This is a genomic window from Paraburkholderia metrosideri (assembly GCF_904848625.1).
Classification (GTDB): Bacteria; Pseudomonadota; Gammaproteobacteria; order Burkholderiales; family Burkholderiaceae; genus Paraburkholderia; species Paraburkholderia metrosideri.
This window is the reverse complement of the sequence record NZ_CAJHCP010000021.1, coordinates 52,981-69,242: the sequence shown is the minus strand read 5'-3', so window position 1 is coordinate 69,242 and position 16,262 is coordinate 52,981. Positions and strand designations below refer to the sequence as shown.

Below are 16,262 nucleotides of genomic sequence, written 5' to 3'. Positions count from 1 at the left end.
TTGCGACTCATCACTTACGACTTACTTGCTTTTATGCTTTCTGAAAGCGCTTTCACGGCTGTTCAAAAAAAACGCACCGACAGGCGCATCCAGCTAACTACATGTGCTTGCTTACTGCTGACGCCGTGCTTTTGACCGCTTGGGCGCGGGCGTTGTTGAGGGCGTTGGCGAAGGCCCTATTCGCTGCGTCGTCTCTCGCGTCACGAGCTTGAGCGGAATGGGACTTAGCTCGATGGACTGCTTGCGGATCATCTTCACGATTCCTTGGGCCGCGAGCCGGCCGATTTCATAAGTCGGCTGACGGACCGTGGTCAACGGCGGTGTCATGTATGACGAGGTGGGCAGATCGTCGAAGCCGACCAGAGAGATATCTTCCGGCACACGTAGCCCGCGACGGAACAGGGTAAGACGCGCGCCATAGGCGGTTTGATCGTTCGCACAGAACACCGCGCTGAACGACACGCCGCGCACAAATAGCCGCTCCATTGCGGCAAGGCCGCCGGTCTCGAGATAATCTCCCTGCTCGACGAGTTCCGGATCGAAACCGACACCCGCTTCTTCTAGCGCCATCCGATAACCGTCGAGGCGCTCGATCGCATCTTCGTGATCACGCGGCCCGGCAATGAACGCAATCTTGCGATGGCCCTCGTCAATCAGGTGACGCGTGGCGTCGCGTGCGCCCTGCAGGTTGTCGATCGGCAAGCTCGCGAGAACCGAGCTGTTCTGCACCGAGCGCCCGAGTACGAGCAACGGTGCGTGCCTCGAGTACTCGATCAACGAAGCCTCGTCGATTTGCGCATGCAGAAGAATGATGCCGTCGACACGCCGCGCAATGAACTGCTCCATGCGCGACATTTCGTCTTTTACGTTCCAGCGACTGCTGACAAAGAGCGGCGTAAAGCCTGGCTCATACAGTCCGTCTTCGATACCGCGCAACCACTCCGCGTAAAACGGGCTGGACACGGTTTGCGTCAGCACGCCGATGGTGTCGGTCTTGCCGCTCGCGAGGCTGCGCGCCAGCACGTTCGGCCGATAATTGAAGTGTGCAATAGCCTGTTCTACGGCTTTCTGCTTGGCGGGCAACACACGCGCTGAGCCGTTCAGAATGCGCGACACCGTACTGGGGGAAACGCCGGCTGCCCGCGCGATTTCCTCGAGTGTCACATTGGGTGGAGTTTGACCGTCGTCGTTCATGCTCTACAGAATACCGGCTTTGAAAGCGCTTTCAAACATGAGTAAACCCTAGGCTTTTGAGCCTAAACTACGTACACCTTTCTATCCCTGAAGTAACTACAGAAAAAAGCAGCCGGGGCGACGAGGGTGGAGGATGCGTCGCACCGGCCTCTCTACGAAAAGAGATATAAGCAGTACTAGAAACACAGAGATCACTACGATTGCCGGTCAGGCAATTTGCTACTTAGAACGTGGTCATGATGCCGGCGAAGACACCAGTCTGGCTGTGACCATAGTCCGGGTTGCCGTTGGACGACGTGCCGGTAGCCGGGTCAAAGTTGTTGTTGCCGTACGGGCCGTTGCCGAGGTTGATGTTCGACGTCGAGCTGTTGTGGATGTAGCCGGCTTCCGTGTAAAGGAACGTACGCTTGGACAGCGCATAGGTCGCTGCGAGCGTGAACAGCGTTGCATTACCGTTGCCGTTGTTCGCATTCGCATGGAAGACAGCGCCGGTCAGGGCCGTGGCACTCGTCACCTGCCATGCAGCGCCGAGCCATTCATGATTCACGCCGGTCGGAGCGCCCACGCCATTCGGCTGCGATGCAGCGGTCACGCCCATGCTTGCGTTGGTCGCGTCAGGTGCGCTCAAGTGCTGGTAGCCGGCATACAGCTTCACAGGACCGATCACGTACGTGCCGCCAGCCAGGATCGAGCGCGAGGCCGAGTAGACGTTGTTGAACGATCCGTCAGCGCCGCGGACTTCGTCATAGATCACACGGAAGTCGCCGCTGCCGAACGTGTAGATACCTTCGACAGCATTGGTACGGCCCTGGCCGGTCGGCACGCCAGCGGAATTAACCGGTGCCGAATTCCAGCTCGTGTTGTTCGTGAGCGAGTATTGGCCCTTCAGGACGAGGCCGCCGAGCAGAACAGGCGAGTTGTACTCTGCACCGTTGCTTGCGCTCGCCCAGTTACGACCACGCACCAGCGTCGAGATAGCGTAACGCTGCATCAACTGCGGGTCGGTGCCCCAGCTGTCCTGCGACAGTTCGCCAGCGCCGAGGTTACCCATCTTGAACAGACCGAAGTGGTCATTCGTGAAGCCCACCGTTGCGTGACGGCCGAACAGATTGCCCGCCGACGCGCCAGTCATCGTATTCAACTGCCCTTCCAACTGGAAGATCGCCTTCGTACCGCCGCCCAGATCTTCAGAGCCTTCCAAACCGAACCACGAGCAGCCCCAGTTACCGCTTTCAGCGGCCCATGCGTGACCACCAGGAATGCCGGTTTCGTACTGAATGCCGTTGTCGATACGACCGTAAAGTGTGACGCTACTTTGCGCGTGTGCCGCCGCTGCCGCTGCCATCAGGGACAATGCAATAACTGTTTTTTTCATTAGATATCCTATATTCGTTTTGGCGTCTCCGAGCCGCTCAGGACATGTACTAACTCCGCACACTCCCCGCTTTGCTGAAATGTCCGCTTCACATTTCGAGGCGATTATAGGTATGGCCATGGCGTGCCGTAACGATCTTCCGTGTCAGGGAAAACGCTGTTGCTCATAGCGGTTGCGCGCGATTCGATGACGAAGTAGCACACGCTTTGTGACCATGTCGTCATGGTCATCTGCCTGGCAAATCCGTTTGAATCCATGCAGCGAAAATTGACTCAGACCGCATGCGCTGCCGTCGCGTCGGCTTGCAAAAGACGTGGAGTCGTTTGAACGGGCGTGAAAGTCAATTTTGATGTTGCACAAATGCAACGACAAAAGTTCGGGCTTGACGAGTCACCGGCGCAATTTCTTTGATCTTCGCGTTTTGTATTCCCGAAACGCGAAGAAATGGCGGCCATCGTGGACGTCCCCGCTGCGGTTCTCGCCGCCGCCAGCACGGGTTTTTATTCGGGATTATGATTTCGATATAGGACGCCGAATCACGGGTCGTGCCCAGCTTGAGAGCGCTGGACACGCGGCCTGGAATCGCATTAGAGGGCTTGCCTGCCTCTGGCTGATTCCACCACACAGGTCATGACCCGATCGGCTTCGACTGGCCCGCGCCACGCCGCAAGTCCACCCTCGCGTTCCACCACGATGAACGCGCAAGCTTTTCGCCGGGCGACAACACCTCCTCCAAACGTCCCGACAGACAAAATCCCCAGACGCACCATCGAAAAAGATGGGTATGCATGGCGCGGACAGGGCTTTTGTCGTTGACTTCCGTGGCCCATCCTGGAGTCCGACCGGAAGCGTTGTTGCCGGAGTTCGCCGGCAAATTTGCCTCTCTGCAAAGGAGTTATTGTGAAAAAGGCCATTGCATCCACTCTCGTGCTGTTGATTACCGGCGCAATCACACCCGCCGTCCATGCTGACACCGATTCGTCGATGAGTGACGGACAACTCGCCCACAGCGTCCGCGTGTCAGCGGCGCGTAACGGCGTGAGCCTGTCTCATGTGTTTGTTTTTGCGAACTCGGGGCACGTTACGCTGATCGGCTGGGTACCTGAGCGCACCCAGGTCGCGCTGGCTGAACGAAGCGCCACGTCGGTAGACGGCGTCACGTCGGTGAACAATCTGCTTTCTCGCGGACGTTGAACGCAAACGCAAACCACGCGCGGACGATATTCGAAACGTCCGCGCGTTTAACGTTTAACGTTTGCGTCTGCTTTAACAAGCTGGATGATTGTGCAGCGGATGTGGACGCCGCCGTGATAGCGCGCTGACCTTTGAGGTTACTCGGGCTATAAGGTCTGCGGAATGGACAAGAATTTACGTGACGTCTGTTCCACGTTTCTTGTATTACGCACCGGGCGCGTATCGCTGCGTGTTCCAGGCGTTGCCGGGAACGTGTGTCCCCGTGTGAAGCATCGCCCGGATCGATAACACGCTGCGTTAAACGTGTACCGTCACGTCTCCTTCACCCGCTGGCAACGTAATCGTCACGCCCGTCTCGCCTGCCCGTGTCGGCAAACCGCCCGCATCCCGCAAGCCACTCCACTGACGCAACACCAGGGGCAGCGGACCCTGCACCCCATTCCGCCGGATCCGCAACGTATCGCCTTGTCGCGTCACGCTGACATGCGTGACTGCCGCGCCGCCGAGATCGCGTAATGTCGCCATGGCTGACTTGCCATCGTCCAGTTCGAACAGATGCAGTTCACTCTGCTTCGTGTAGTCATAGTCGGGACGTTGATCTTCGGTGCCTAACGCAAGCAGCGTGTTGGGCCGTACGAACAGCGGCAGGCTCATGAATCCGTGCCGTTCGCGGATCCAGCGGCCGCCTTCGACCTGCTCGCCACTGAACAGATGCGTCCAGCGCCCTGCAGGCAGATAGAAATCCACGTCACCGACCGCATTAAATACCGGCGCGACCAGCAACGCATCGCCGAGCAGATACTGACGATCGAGATAATCGCACGCGGGATCGCCGGGAAACTCCAGCAGCATGGCGCGCAACATCGGCGTGCCATGATCCACAGCCTGCTTTGCAGCGTCGAACAGGTAGGGCATCAAGCGCGATTTCCACTCCGTGAAATGCCGCACCACTTCGACCGCTTCATCGTCGAACAACCATGGAACACGATACGACTTGCTGCCGTGCAGACGACTATGGCTCGACAGCAGCCCGAAAGCGCACCAGCGCTTATAGACATCGGCTGGCGCGGTGTGCTCGAAGCCGCCAATATCGTGACTCCAGAAGCCAAAGCCGCTAAGACCGAGGGACAAGCCGCCGCGCAGCGTCTCCGCCATCGACTCGTAAGTTGCGCTGCAATCGCCGCCCCAATGCACGGGCAATTGCTGGCTGCCCACCGTACCCGAGCGCGCGAAGACCACCGCCTCACCTTCGCCGCGCACCTCTCGCAGTACGTCGAACACGACCTTGTTGTACAGGTAGCTGTAGTAGTTGTGCATCTTCTGCGGATCAGAGCCGTCGTGATACACCACGTCGGTGGGAATCCGCTCGCCGAAATCCGTCTTGAAGCAATCCACGCCCATGTCCAGCAGGCGTCGCAAATGGCCTGCGTACCATTGCGCGGCCGCCGGATTCGTAAAGTCGACGATGCCCTGGCCAGGTTGCCAGCGGTTCCACTGCCACACGTCGCCATTCGGCTTGCACAACAGGTAACCCTTCTCCATGCCTTCGGCAAACAGCGGCGACGGCTGCGCGATATACGGGTTGATCCACAGACATATCTTCAACCCACGCGCCTTCAGCCGTGCCAGCATCGCTCTGGGATCGGGGAAGGTTTCGCGGTTCCACTCGAAATCGCACCAGTGGAAAGCCTTCATCCAGAAGCAGTCGAAGTGGAAAACGTGCAGCGGAATGCCGCGCTCCGCCATGCCGTCGATGAAATGATTCACCGTCGCTTCGTCGTAATTCGTCGTGAAGGACGTGGTGAGCCACAAGCCGAACGACCAGGCCGGCGGTAACGCAGGCCGACCGGTCAGACGTGTGAAGCGTTCGAGCACCGCTTTCGGCGTGGGACCGTCAATCACGTAGTACTCGAGCCTCTCACCGGCAACGCTGAATTGCATCTTCGCCACTTTCTCGCTGCCCACTTCGAACGAGACGTTTTCCGGATGATTCACCAGCACGCCATAGCCGCGATTGGTCAGATAGAACGGCACGTTTTTATAAGCCTGTTCGGTGCCGGTGCCGCCGTCGCGATTCCAGCTCTCGACCACTTGCCCGTTCTTGACGAAAGCGGTGAAGCGCTCGCCTAGTCCATACACGTTTTCGCCGACGCTGAGGTCGAGTCGCTCGAACATGAACGGTGCATCGCTCTGGTTAGCGTCGCTGACATGACCCGCGCCGCGAAACCCACTACCGGTGATGCGCTGACCGTCGCGCAGGAAATCCACGCACCAGTCGCCTGTTTTGGCAATGCGCACGCTAAGCGAACCGCTAGTGAGCGTGGCCTCGTCCCCGGTATTGCGCGTGGTGACCTTCACATTGTCGCGGTTAAGCTGGAAATGCGGACCCGTACAGCGCGTGCCGCGAAAATGCTCGATCGTCACGCCGATCACACCGTCCTGCGGAGAAAAGAACCGCCACGTGAGCAGGCCGGTATCGAGTTGTCGCTCGCGGCTCGATACGTCGCGCGGTGCGGCGTGAACGAGCAGTTCATCGCCGACCGTTTCCACGCTGTGCAGCGCAGCCGAGTACAGCACATTCAGGCCGTCACGGATCAACCAGTTGCCATCGCTGATTTTCATACAAGCTTTCTCATTGCGTGTTGATACCCGCTCCGCCGGACGGCGGAACGAAAGTCAATGGAGTGCAAACGTTAAAGTGCGTTCGTTGCTTTACAGCGCCCGTTCCGTCTTCCGGTCGAAGACGTGGATGTGCTCGTTGTCAATGTCGAGATTCACTGCATCGCCGCTTCGCATCGACGAAACGCCCGCGTGCGAGACCAGCATCATCGCTTCGACCCCGTCCACCCGGATGGACGCAAACGTCATCGACCCCGTTGTCTCCACGCTATCGACCACGGCGTTGATGCCTCGCTCACCACCTTGAAAACGCAGATGCTCCGGACGCAAGCCGAGCCAGACCGCCGTGCCGGCAGGCAAGGTCCGACCGGGGCCGAGGTCAAGCGTCTGCGACTGCGCACCGCCGAACTGCGCGTTGCGTCCGTCGGGACCGATGACGGCCTCGATAAAGTTCATCGATGGCGAGCCGATAAAGCCCGCGACAAATTTGTTAGCGGGACGGTGATACAGATCCAGCGGCGCACCCTGCTGTTCGACCTGCCCCGCGCGCAACACGACGACATGATCGGCCATCGTCATCGCCTCGATCTGATCGTGCGTGACATACACCGACGTCGCTTTCAGCCGCTCATGCAACTTGCGAATTTCGGAACGCATGTGGACCCGCAACGCCGCGTCGAGATTCGACAGCGGCTCATCGAACAGAAACACTTTGGGGTTTCTGACAATCGCGCGACCCATCGCGACGCGCTGCCGCTGCCCGCCAGACAACTGACGCGGCATACGGGCGAGCAACTGCTCCAGTCCCAACGTGCGCGCCACACCATCGATGCATTCGCGGATCGCCTGCGGCGCGGTGCGTCGCAAGCGCAGCGAATACGACATGTTCTTTTCGATGTTCATATGCGGATACAGCGCATAGCTCTGGAACACCATCGCGACATCGCGCTTACGCGGCGGCATATCGTTCACCACCTTGCCGTCGATGCGCAACGTGCCACCGGTACTCCGTTCGAGTCCGGCAATCGTGCGCAACAACGTCGACTTGCCACAACCCGATGGCCCGATCAGCGCGACAAAACACCCCTCCGGCACGCGGATATCGATGTCTTTCAACACCTGCACGGGTCCGTAACTCTTGCTCAGACGCTCGATCTGAATTCGATCCACAGCGGTTCTCCGGCCGGCGTTCACCGGCAAATACGTATCCGTTACTTGATTCACTTAAGCGCGCCGGCGGTCAGCCCGGCGACGATCCTGCGTTGCAGCAACATGAAGGCGATCAGAATCGGCGTGACGAAGATGGCCGAGTAAGTCATGATGCCGATCCAGTCGATCTTGGTTGCACCGACGAACGCTGACAGACCCACCGTCGCAGTCTGATACTGGTCGTCGAGAATCAGCGAGCGGGCGTACACGTACTCGCCGAACGATTGCAGGAACACCAGAATGGCCGACACGAGAATGCCGTTCACGGCTAGCGGCAAGATCACGCCGAAGAACGCGCGCATCGGCGAAGCGCCGTCCACTAGCGCGGCATCGCGCAATTCCCGTGGCACCTGTACGAAACTCGGACGGCATAGAACGATGTAAAACGGCAACGTCTTGGTGATCTGCGCGATCACCACCGCGAGGCGCGGCGTCTCGAGCAGACCAAGCGCCTTGAATGCGGTGAAGATGGGCGTCACCATCAGGCTCGACGGCAATGCCTGCAAGACCAATACCGTGAAAATCGCAAAGCTGGTCCAGCGGTTCTGTACGAACGCCAGCGCATAAGCGGCCCCCGTGCCGACAAACACCGTGACGGCCACAGTACCGCACGCGGTCACGAGCGAATTCCACAAAAAATTGCCCATGCCCCGTTCGCTGAACACCTGCCACAAATGCGATTCCGGATGCTGCGGCCAGAAGCTCGGCGGATACTGGAACATCTCGCTCGCGCTTTTGAACACGGTGATGTACATCCAGTACAGCGGGAACATGTAGACCGCCGTCACACACAACGCGACCACAAAAAGGATGTAGCGCTTCATGTCAGACCATCCTTTCATTGCGGGTCGAGCGCACGTAAATCACTGCGACGACCAGCACCAGCAACAGCATCAACGTCGCCACCGCAGAACCTGCCGACACTTCGAAGGTTTGCAGCGACAATTGCCACGACCAGAACTGTGCGACCTGCGACGAATTAGCCGGACCACCTTGCGTCAGCGCGGCAATCAGATCGAATTGCTGCATTGTCATGATTGCGCCGAGCGCGATGACTGCGCCGAGGGTGGCTTTCATCATCGGCAGCGTGATGCCGACGAAGCGTTGCAATGGATTCGCGCCGTCGAGCTCGGCCGCTTCGTACAGGTCGGCGGGAATCGCCGCCAGTCCCACTGACAGAAGCAGCATGTTGAAGGGCACGCCCAGCCAGACATTTGCGAGAATCACCGCATACAGCGACCACGCGGGGTCCGATAGCCAGAAAATCTTCTCGTGCAGCAGATGCGTTTGCATCAGCACATGATTCAGCACACCGTAATCGCCGGCAAAAATCAGTTTCCAGATCACGCCGACTACCAGCCCCGGCATGATCCAGCCGGCGAGGAACAAACCGCGCATTGCGCTGGCAAACGGAAAGTCCTGTGCAAATAACAGCGCTAGCAAAAAGCCAATAATGATTTGCAGCGTCAGCGATAAACCGACGAACAACACCGTATTGATCAGTACCTGACGTGCTTCGGGACGTCCAAACACGTCGCGATAATTCGCCAGTCCGACGAAGGGTCGCAGCAACGTCGCGGGCTCCATCAGATCGACCTGCTGGAACGACAAAACGATGTTGTAAATGAGCGGCAGCCCGGCGAATATCAGCAGATACAGCAGCGCAAACACCGCCAGCGATATTTCAAAAGCATTGGCGCGCGGGAAGCGGCGCAATAATGTGTTCATGGCTTTGATCTGACAGGAACGGCATGAGCCGACCGTGCGTCCTTGAGGACGCACGGCAACCCGAGCACGGCGACGTAAAACCCGTTGCTTAGTGAGCGACGCCCTGCACCGCCTGACCGGCAGTGGTCATTGCCTGGGCTGGCGCCGCCTGATGCGTCAGCACGGACTGCATCGCGTCGGAAATCGCCTTCGAGACTTTCGGCCACTGCGGATTAGGACCACGCGCACGCGCGTATTCCATCTGCTCGTTGAACGCCTTGTACGCTTGCGGCCATTTCGGATTCGGCGTGTTGGTGTCTTTCGACGGCGGCAGCATGCCGAACTCGTTCCAGTCGCGGCCTCGTTGCGAGTACATGTATTCGAGGAACTGGAACGCGACATCCGGATCTTTCGCGCCACGCAGAATGGCGTGATTCTGCTCGCCGAGCGCCGACGCACGTGCACCACCCGCTTTCTCGGTCGGCAGCAGCGCCACACGCCACTTGAACTTCGCACCCTTCTCGACCGCGTTCAATTCCCACGGGCCGTCAATGTCCATCGCGGCATTGCCGTTGATGAACGTCGCCGCCGCTTCCGACTGCGTATGCGTGAGCGTATCGGGCGACGCCACTTTCGCGTCCATCAGCTTCTGCCAGAACGCCGCCGCGCGAGCCGCACCCGGATCGTTCAGCTTGTCCCAATCCGCGCCCGTTGCCTGAATGAATGGCAGAAACTGGAACACGCCTTCTTCGTTATTGATCGCCGAAAACGCGAGGCCGTACACGTTTTTCTGCGCGTCGGTGAGCTTCTTGGCGTCTGCGTACAGTTCATCCCACGTTTGCGGCGGACGGTTCGGGTCAAGGCCCGCCGCCTTGAACATGTCTTCGTTGTAGTACAGCGCGAGCGTGTTGGTGCCGCGCGGAATCGCATACACCTTGCCGTTCCAGCTGGCGTTCTTCAGCGGTCCGGGGAAGATCTGCTTCGCGTCGATCACTTTCGATTTGGCCAGATACGGCGTGAGGTCGAGCAACGCATTCTTCGACGCGAACATCGCGGTATTCGGGTTATCGATCGGTACGACGTCCGGCATGCTGCCGGACATGACCGCACGCATGGTCTCGTCGTTGAGCGCGGCGAACCCCACCTTGCGGATTTGCAGATGCACGTCCGGATGCAGCTTGGCGAATTCCTGCGCCATCTTTTCGGTGTAGTTGTCCGGCTCATCCACGGCCCACACGGACAGCGTCGCGGCGTGCAAGGCGGTGCAGGAAAGCGAGATTGCCAAACCCAGTGCCGCGGACGCGGCCAGTAGCTTCTTCATGGTGTCTCCGTTTTCGCGCGATCAAACCACGCTCGTCTCTGGCTCATTTTTCGAACTGCGGTTGAGCCGTATCTCTCTCGGTTTTTTTGACGACAGGAGACCGCTCAGGTCATTTCCATCGTCGCTATCGTTGTTTCCGGAAACGTTTCCGGAAGCCAGCGCATCTTTGCTTGCGGAGCGCAATGGTGTCAAGTCGGCAGCAAAAAACGCAATCGGATTTCCCGAAATACGCAATATTGAGAGAGGCGGAAGTAAGGGTTAGCCATGACCAACGAGTGGCAATAAGGAGTCGACAAAGGCAGACCCAATTCGGGTAAGTCGCGGCGGAGGATTCATGACTGCACGGGGATAATTCTTGACGAAGGCGCCCGCCACCGTGCAAGGCGGCGGCCTTCAATCTTTAAAAGGTGTTTCTGCCGACGCTAAGACATCGCGAGTGCGACACAGCGCTTGGCAAGCACTTCTGTAGGGTCGACAAGGTGGACGTGGTGACCGTCGGGTCGGGTGAGTTGTCCGCCAGGCAGAAGGATGGGTAATTCAGTGCAACCGAGGACGATGACTTCAACGCCGCGGGCAATCAATCCTTCGACAGCCGCGTCGATGTCTTCCAGGCAGCGTCCGGTGGTGAAGCCCGCCTTCACCCCCGCTTCGCCGTAGATTGCTTCCATCACTCGGGCCTGCAGCACCGGGTCGGGTGCGACTTGCCGCAGGCCATGAGATTCCAACGCCGTCCGGTACACGCCGCTTTCAATCGTGCCTGAGGTGGCGAGAACGCCGACGTCGCGCAATCCAGGAAATGTGTTCTTCAGATAGTGCGCCGTCTCGGTGAGCATATTGATGATCGGAATACCTAGATACGGCTGGATACGCTCAACGAAAGCATGCGCCGTGTTGCACGGTATGACGATAACGTCTGCGTCACCGTCCTCAAGTTTCTTGCAGGTCGCATATAAGGAAATGGTTGGGTCGGCGCCCTCGCCCACGAGATTCTCGGTTCTGTCGGGAATCTGTGGATTCTGCTCGACGAGCATCTTGATGTGTTCCTGATCGCGCGATGCCGGCGTGTTGCGAACTACCTTGTTGAGGAAGTCGACCGTGGCAGCTGGGCCGACGCCGCCGACGACGCCGACCTTGAACACAGAGACCGCCGGCCGCGCAGGACCAGCCAACACATATTGCGCATATGCCAGGTTCGAATCGATGACAGGCACGCGCTGCGCCCCCATCTCCCCAGCAATCAGCGCAATTTCCGTCATCCCGGGCACGATCACGTCGACCTTCTGGTCCGCCAGGTCGTCGCATGCTGCCTGCAACAACGCCACCGGGCGTCCTCGAAGGTTGCCGCTCTTGATTCCATCCACACCGTAGACGGCCTTCGTGACATCGTCGTCGGCGACGATGCGCGGATAAACAACCTCGAATTCCTGCGAGTCAAAATACCGCTCGAATAGCCGGCTTTCACGAACATAGTCGGACGCGAGCACACCAATTCGCCGCGCCTCGGGAAACTGCCGATGAACCTGGTCGCGCACCGCCTCGACAATGTTCACAATGGGCAGTCGAGTGTTCGCCTTCAACTCGTCGATGAAGGTGTGACTGAGAAAGCATGGCAAGACAACGGCCGACACGCCGCGCCTCTCGAAGTCGCGAATCATGTCGAAGATGTAGAGCTTGCGCTCGGTCGTCGCGGCACTGCCAGAGCCTGAGCCCTTAAACGGCCGTTGCTCGAAGACCAGGTCGACATGCTCGGCATCGGACGACGCAGGCGTGGCCTTGATTAGCTTGAAAAAGACATCTGCGCTGGCCAGCGGACCCAATCCGCCGACTATTCCCAATTTGCGCTTACTCTCTCCAACCATCGTACTCATTGTGCTTCGACCTCCGCTTGCACAAACGAAGTCTGGGCGCTCTTCGAGCTGCGAGCAGTCTCCCACTTCGCAATCACTGCCGTCGCGACACTGTTGCCTATTACGTTTGTCATGGTTCGACCCATGTCGAGTATCTGGTCGACGGCCAGAACCAGCGCAACGCCTGCCATCGGCAAATGAAAGAGCGGCGCGACCGCTGCTACGACAACGACTGAACCGCGCGGTACGCTCGCCATACCTTTGCTGCTCAACATCAGAATCAGGAGCATGAAGATCTGCTGCGAGACCGGCATCTGTATGCCAAACGCCTGAGCAATAAAGATAGCCGCGAACGCCTGGTACATCATGGAGCCGTCGAGATTGAACGCATAGCCAAGCGGCAGCGTGAAGCCGACCACTTTCTTCTCAACACCAAACCTCTCAAGCTGTTCCGTGAGACGCGGATAGGCTGCTTCGCTGCTCGCTGTAGAGAACGCAATCATCGCGGGCTCACGCACGGCCTTGAGCAACGTCCAGACTTTCCGGCCCAGGAAGGCGTAACCAATGCCGACGAGTACGACCCACAATAAGACCAGGCCGAGGTAGAACGAGCCAATTAGCCTGCCGTACGTGTAGATGACGTCGACGCCGCGCAGCGTGACTGCCGATGCGATGGCACCGAATACGCCGAACGGCGCTGCTCGCATCACGTAGTTGGTGAGGCGGAGCATGACTGGCACCATGCCGTCGATACCCTGGATGACGATGGCCACGCGCGGGTCGCGCTTGAGCGCGCTCAGGCCGACGCCCAGAAAGAGTGAGAAAACCAGGATTTGAAGAATGTCGTTGCGAGCCATTGCATCCAGCAGGCTCGTCGGGAATGCGTGCGTGACCACATCTTTAACATTCAATCCGCCGGTGTTTAGCCCGGTGTTCACTTCGGCAGCACCTTCAGTCAGGTGCAGCCCAACGCCTGGTTGAAGCGCGTTGGCCATGGTTAGCCCAATGGCCAGCGAGATAAGCGACGCACAGATGAACCAGCCAATCGAACGCAAGCCAATGCGCCCCACATCCTCGCCACCATCCATGCCCGCCAGCCCGGAGACGAGCGTGGCGAAGACCAGCGGCGCAATAATCATCTTGATCAGGCGGAGGAAGATGTCGGTGAGAATCGAGAAGTATCCGGCAACCGACTTGAGTGTGGCGGGGTCAGCGATATTGGAGTGGCAGCCGTAGCCGACCGCAATACCGACGAGCATCGCAATGCCGATGCTCAGGGTGAGCCTGTTCTTCATCTTTATCCGTCCGTTGGCAACGCAGACGCCGAAGTGGCGGTCTACGGAGAAGAGAATTGAAAGGTCCGCCGAAGTGAGCCTTTCACCGTAGGACGGATGGTAGGAGTGGCCAATAAAACGTCTATGCTGGTTCGGAATGCAGGTATGCGGTAGCCGCATAACCGGAGAACCGCTTTATTTTTGCGCGGGCGAGAGGGCCCGGAGGTGATGCCACAGGGTGTCCAGGAAATCACTCCGGTTCGACGAATCTCGGTACACCCGAAGTTCAACGTCCAGATTCCAGGCAGAGGTTCCGGCTGGCACCAGTTCTCCGCTGCCAAGCTCTTTGGTTATGGTGCTCTTCGGCAACCACGCTACACCTTCGCCTTCGAGGACGAACTTCTTGAGCACCTCGGCCATGTCCGACTCATAGTGCACGCGAAGCGATGGCGCGACTTTCTGGCGCTTGAGCAACAAAGCCTGGCACCGGCCAAAGTAGCTCGTCTTCGAGTACGAGATGAGCGGCAGCGGGTTTTGCCTGGTGCCGGGCAAACGAAACTCTGGAGCCGAGCGCCGGTTCGGTTTGGTCGTCGGCATCAACGTATCGAGTCCTACCGTGATGTGTTCGTATTTGGCCGAGTCCAGATGAAGGGGCAGCTCAGGATGGTGATAGCTGAACATCAGCTCACAGTTGCCGTTCACAAGCGCAACGATTGAGTCGTGAACGTTGGTCGGGGTGACGCGGGCGCGAACTTCGCCGAACTGCGGGGCCAGCGCCTTGAGCCACGATGGAAGGAAATTCAGCGCGATGGTGTGCCCGGCGAATATCTGCAGGCTCGTCCCTTCGATGCGCTGTTCGGTTCGAATGACGGCGCGCGTGTCGAATAGCTTCGCCAGAACATCTTCCGCTGTTTCGCGAAACAGCCTTCCGGCTGGCGTCAAAACGGGAGGGAAGCTGCTGCGGTCTATCAGCTCTGCGCCCACCCATTGCTCAAGGGATTGAATCCGTCGACTAAAGCCGGACTGCGTGACATTTCGAAACTCGGCGGCCCGTGAGAAGCTTTGGTATTGCGCGAGCGTGATGAAATCCTCAATCCACTTGATTTCCATAAGCTGATACCGGGTCGTACTTTGGAGAAAATATTCTACCCGGCCAGAAGTCAGTGTCGTGGCGTCGAGCGCTCGCCGTAATGAATCGCTGACGTAGCTTCAACCATCCGGACAGCGCGCTTGATAGTCCAGACGGCAAGATAGTGCGACGCAAGGGGGAACGGTCGATTCAGCCGGTCGGCACCGCCGTTGTAATCACCACATTCTTTACTTTTTGTTCGTGGCTCTGGGCGATGCCGGCGGTGACGCGTCGCTATCGCGCTCCCTCAGAGTGAGCGGCCAAAGCGATGATTCACGGGCGTCGCCATAGGTCGACGCGAGGTCGGGAAACTGGGCGAGTAACGATTGCGCGAGACGTCTTCCCAGCGCGTACGCGTCGAGCGTGAAGCCGGTCAGACGCGGCGCGAGAAATTCGGCAAGCTCGCCTGTCAGCACGCCGCCTGAAATAGCCAGATCGCGGCCCGGCGTCTTGCCGAGTTCGTAAAGCTTTCGATACGCGCCGATCGCCATACAGTCGCTCTGGAACATCACTGCAGTCGGTGCCCGCGCAAGTTCCAGCAACTCCTGCGTGATCAGATACCCGCCGCGTTCGGATAACTCGCCGCGGCGCACATAGTCGCCTGGCACATCGAGGCCGTGTTGCGCCATCGCCCCCTGCCATGCGCGCAAATAGACGTGCGCCTGCATGGCGTCGTTATCGGGAATCCCCAATCCGATCCGCCGATGCCCAAGCGCCACGAGGCGCGCCACACCGGCTTCGGCGGCGGATTTGAAATCGAGGTCGACCCACGCGTGATCCCCCCCCGACTCGCTGCGGCCCAACGCGACAAACGGGAAGTTGCGGGCCGCCACATAGTCGAGTCGCTCATCGTGATGCCGCGTGCCCGCCAGGATCACTCCGTCCACATGACGACGCTCGACGATACGTCGCAGGCGAGCACATTCGTCGTCCCATGATTCGCTCGCGTACATCACGAGGTCCATACCGTGCTGCGACAGAATGGATTGCAGGCCGTCCGCCAGCGTCATGAACACGCCGAGGGTGTAGTTCTCTTCCTCGCGCCGCATGGGCAGCATCAACCCGATGATGTCGAGCCTGCCCTTACGCAGGCTCTCGGCAGCTTTGCTCGGCGCATAGCCATGCCGGAGTGCCGCGGCGCGTACACGCTCGCGGGTCTCAGCGCTGACCTCGTCGCTGTCGTTCAACGCACGCGAAATAGTCGAAACGGAAAGATTGAGCTCGCTGGCGAGTTGTCGGATGCCCATGCGTTGGTCTGACCAGGTGTGTAATCCGGCCAAGCTTATCAAACTGATGCGGTTTCAATATCGGCTCTGTCCCGGACCGTTCAGTGATCCCGCAATACACAGCCACCTGTTGTTCTGATGTTCTGATTTCGAAAAGTCTTAGTTTG

The 16,262-nt window shown here is 58.9% G+C and carries 12 protein-coding genes; 1 reads left to right on the top strand and 11 read right to left on the bottom strand.

The genetic code is table 11. The features are described from left to right. Nucleotides 1–111: 111 nt before the first annotated feature. Both LMG28727_RS31825 and LMG28727_RS31820 read right to left on the bottom strand, forming a co-directional pair. Nucleotides 112–1,194 carry a LacI family DNA-binding transcriptional regulator gene (locus LMG28727_RS31825; RefSeq protein WP_201646282.1) on the bottom strand — a complete coding sequence of 361 codons (1,083 nt, stop codon included), beginning with the start codon at nt 1,192–1,194 and terminating at the stop codon, nt 112–114. A 223-nt stretch (nt 1,195–1,417) separates the two neighbouring features. Then, a complete protein-coding gene (locus tag LMG28727_RS31820; RefSeq protein ID WP_201646281.1) occupies nt 1,418–2,569 on the bottom strand; it encodes a porin in 1,152 nt (383 codons plus the stop codon). Nucleotides 2,570–3,469: 900 nt separating this feature from the next. Between LMG28727_RS31820 and LMG28727_RS31815 the strand changes: the two genes are divergently transcribed. Beyond that, complete coding sequence (locus LMG28727_RS31815) at nt 3,470–3,763, top strand: BON domain-containing protein (RefSeq protein WP_201646280.1); 294 nt, start codon at nt 3,470–3,472, stop codon at nt 3,761–3,763. 297 nt (nt 3,764–4,060) lie between these two features. Here LMG28727_RS31815 and yicI read toward each other — a convergent pair whose 3' ends face one another. The 9 genes from yicI to LMG28727_RS31770 form a co-directional block, all read right to left on the bottom strand. After that, entirely contained in the window at nt 4,061–6,385 is a 2,325-nt protein-coding gene (gene yicI / locus LMG28727_RS31810; protein ID WP_201646279.1) for an alpha-xylosidase, read from the bottom strand. Nucleotides 6,386–6,475: 90 nt separating this feature from the next. After that, nucleotides 6,476–7,552, bottom strand: a complete 1,077-nt coding sequence (locus tag LMG28727_RS31805; RefSeq protein ID WP_201646278.1) for an ABC transporter ATP-binding protein — start codon at nt 7,550–7,552, stop codon at nt 6,476–6,478. Nucleotides 7,553–7,602: 50 nt separating this feature from the next. Further along, entirely contained in the window at nt 7,603–8,415 is an 813-nt protein-coding gene (locus LMG28727_RS31800; RefSeq protein WP_201646277.1) for a carbohydrate ABC transporter permease, read from the bottom strand. Nucleotide 8,416: 1 nt separating this feature from the next. Then, nucleotides 8,417–9,319 (bottom strand): carbohydrate ABC transporter permease, encoded by a 903-nt coding sequence (locus LMG28727_RS31795; RefSeq protein ID WP_201646276.1) that lies wholly within the window; start codon nt 9,317–9,319, stop codon nt 8,417–8,419. 88 nt (nt 9,320–9,407) lie between these two features. Further along, entirely contained in the window at nt 9,408–10,619 is a 1,212-nt protein-coding gene (locus tag LMG28727_RS31790) for an ABC transporter substrate-binding protein (RefSeq protein WP_201646275.1), read from the bottom strand. 422 nt (nt 10,620–11,041) lie between these two features. Then, the gene (gene cuyB, locus LMG28727_RS31785) at nt 11,042–12,487 is read right to left on the bottom strand and encodes a cysteate racemase (protein WP_201646274.1); all 1,446 of its coding nucleotides are present in this window, start codon (nt 12,485–12,487) and stop codon (nt 11,042–11,044) included. Continuing rightward, nucleotides 12,484–13,761, bottom strand: a complete 1,278-nt coding sequence (locus LMG28727_RS31780; protein WP_201646305.1) for a dicarboxylate/amino acid:cation symporter — start codon at nt 13,759–13,761, stop codon at nt 12,484–12,486. Before LMG28727_RS31780 ends, cuyB begins: the two co-directional genes overlap by 4 nt. A 174-nt stretch (nt 13,762–13,935) precedes the next feature. Beyond that, nucleotides 13,936–14,850 carry a LysR substrate-binding domain-containing protein gene (locus LMG28727_RS31775; protein ID WP_201646273.1) on the bottom strand — a complete coding sequence of 305 codons (915 nt, stop codon included), beginning with the start codon at nt 14,848–14,850 and terminating at the stop codon, nt 13,936–13,938. 207 nt (nt 14,851–15,057) lie between these two features. Then, entirely contained in the window at nt 15,058–16,116 is a 1,059-nt protein-coding gene (locus LMG28727_RS31770) for a substrate-binding domain-containing protein (RefSeq protein WP_201646272.1), read from the bottom strand. Nucleotides 16,117–16,262 lie beyond the last annotated feature (146 nt).

What these genes read in the sequence shown, in the direction of transcription:
- LMG28727_RS31825 (WP_201646282.1), bottom strand. Translation starts at nt 1,194, where the DNA reads ATGAACGACGACGGTCAAACTCCACCCAATGTGACACTCGAGGAAATC.
- LMG28727_RS31820 (WP_201646281.1), bottom strand. Translation starts at nt 2,569, where the DNA reads ATGAAAAAAACAGTTATTGCATTGTCCCTGATGGCAGCGGCAGCGGCG.
- yicI (WP_201646279.1), bottom strand. Translation starts at nt 6,385, where the DNA reads ATGAAAATCAGCGATGGCAACTGGTTGATCCGTGACGGCCTGAATGTG.
- LMG28727_RS31800 (WP_201646277.1), bottom strand. Translation starts at nt 8,415, where the DNA reads ATGAAGCGCTACATCCTTTTTGTGGTCGCGTTGTGTGTGACGGCGGTC.
- LMG28727_RS31795 (WP_201646276.1), bottom strand. Translation starts at nt 9,319, where the DNA reads ATGAACACATTATTGCGCCGCTTCCCGCGCGCCAATGCTTTTGAAATA.
- LMG28727_RS31790 (WP_201646275.1), bottom strand. Translation starts at nt 10,619, where the DNA reads ATGAAGAAGCTACTGGCCGCGTCCGCGGCACTGGGTTTGGCAATCTCG.
- cuyB (WP_201646274.1), bottom strand. Translation starts at nt 12,487, where the DNA reads ATGAGTACGATGGTTGGAGAGAGTAAGCGCAAATTGGGAATAGTCGGC.
- LMG28727_RS31780 (WP_201646305.1), bottom strand. Translation starts at nt 13,761, where the DNA reads ATGAAGAACAGGCTCACCCTGAGCATCGGCATTGCGATGCTCGTCGGT.
- LMG28727_RS31775 (WP_201646273.1), bottom strand. Translation starts at nt 14,850, where the DNA reads ATGGAAATCAAGTGGATTGAGGATTTCATCACGCTCGCGCAATACCAA.
- LMG28727_RS31770 (WP_201646272.1), bottom strand. Translation starts at nt 16,116, where the DNA reads ATGGGCATCCGACAACTCGCCAGCGAGCTCAATCTTTCCGTTTCGACT.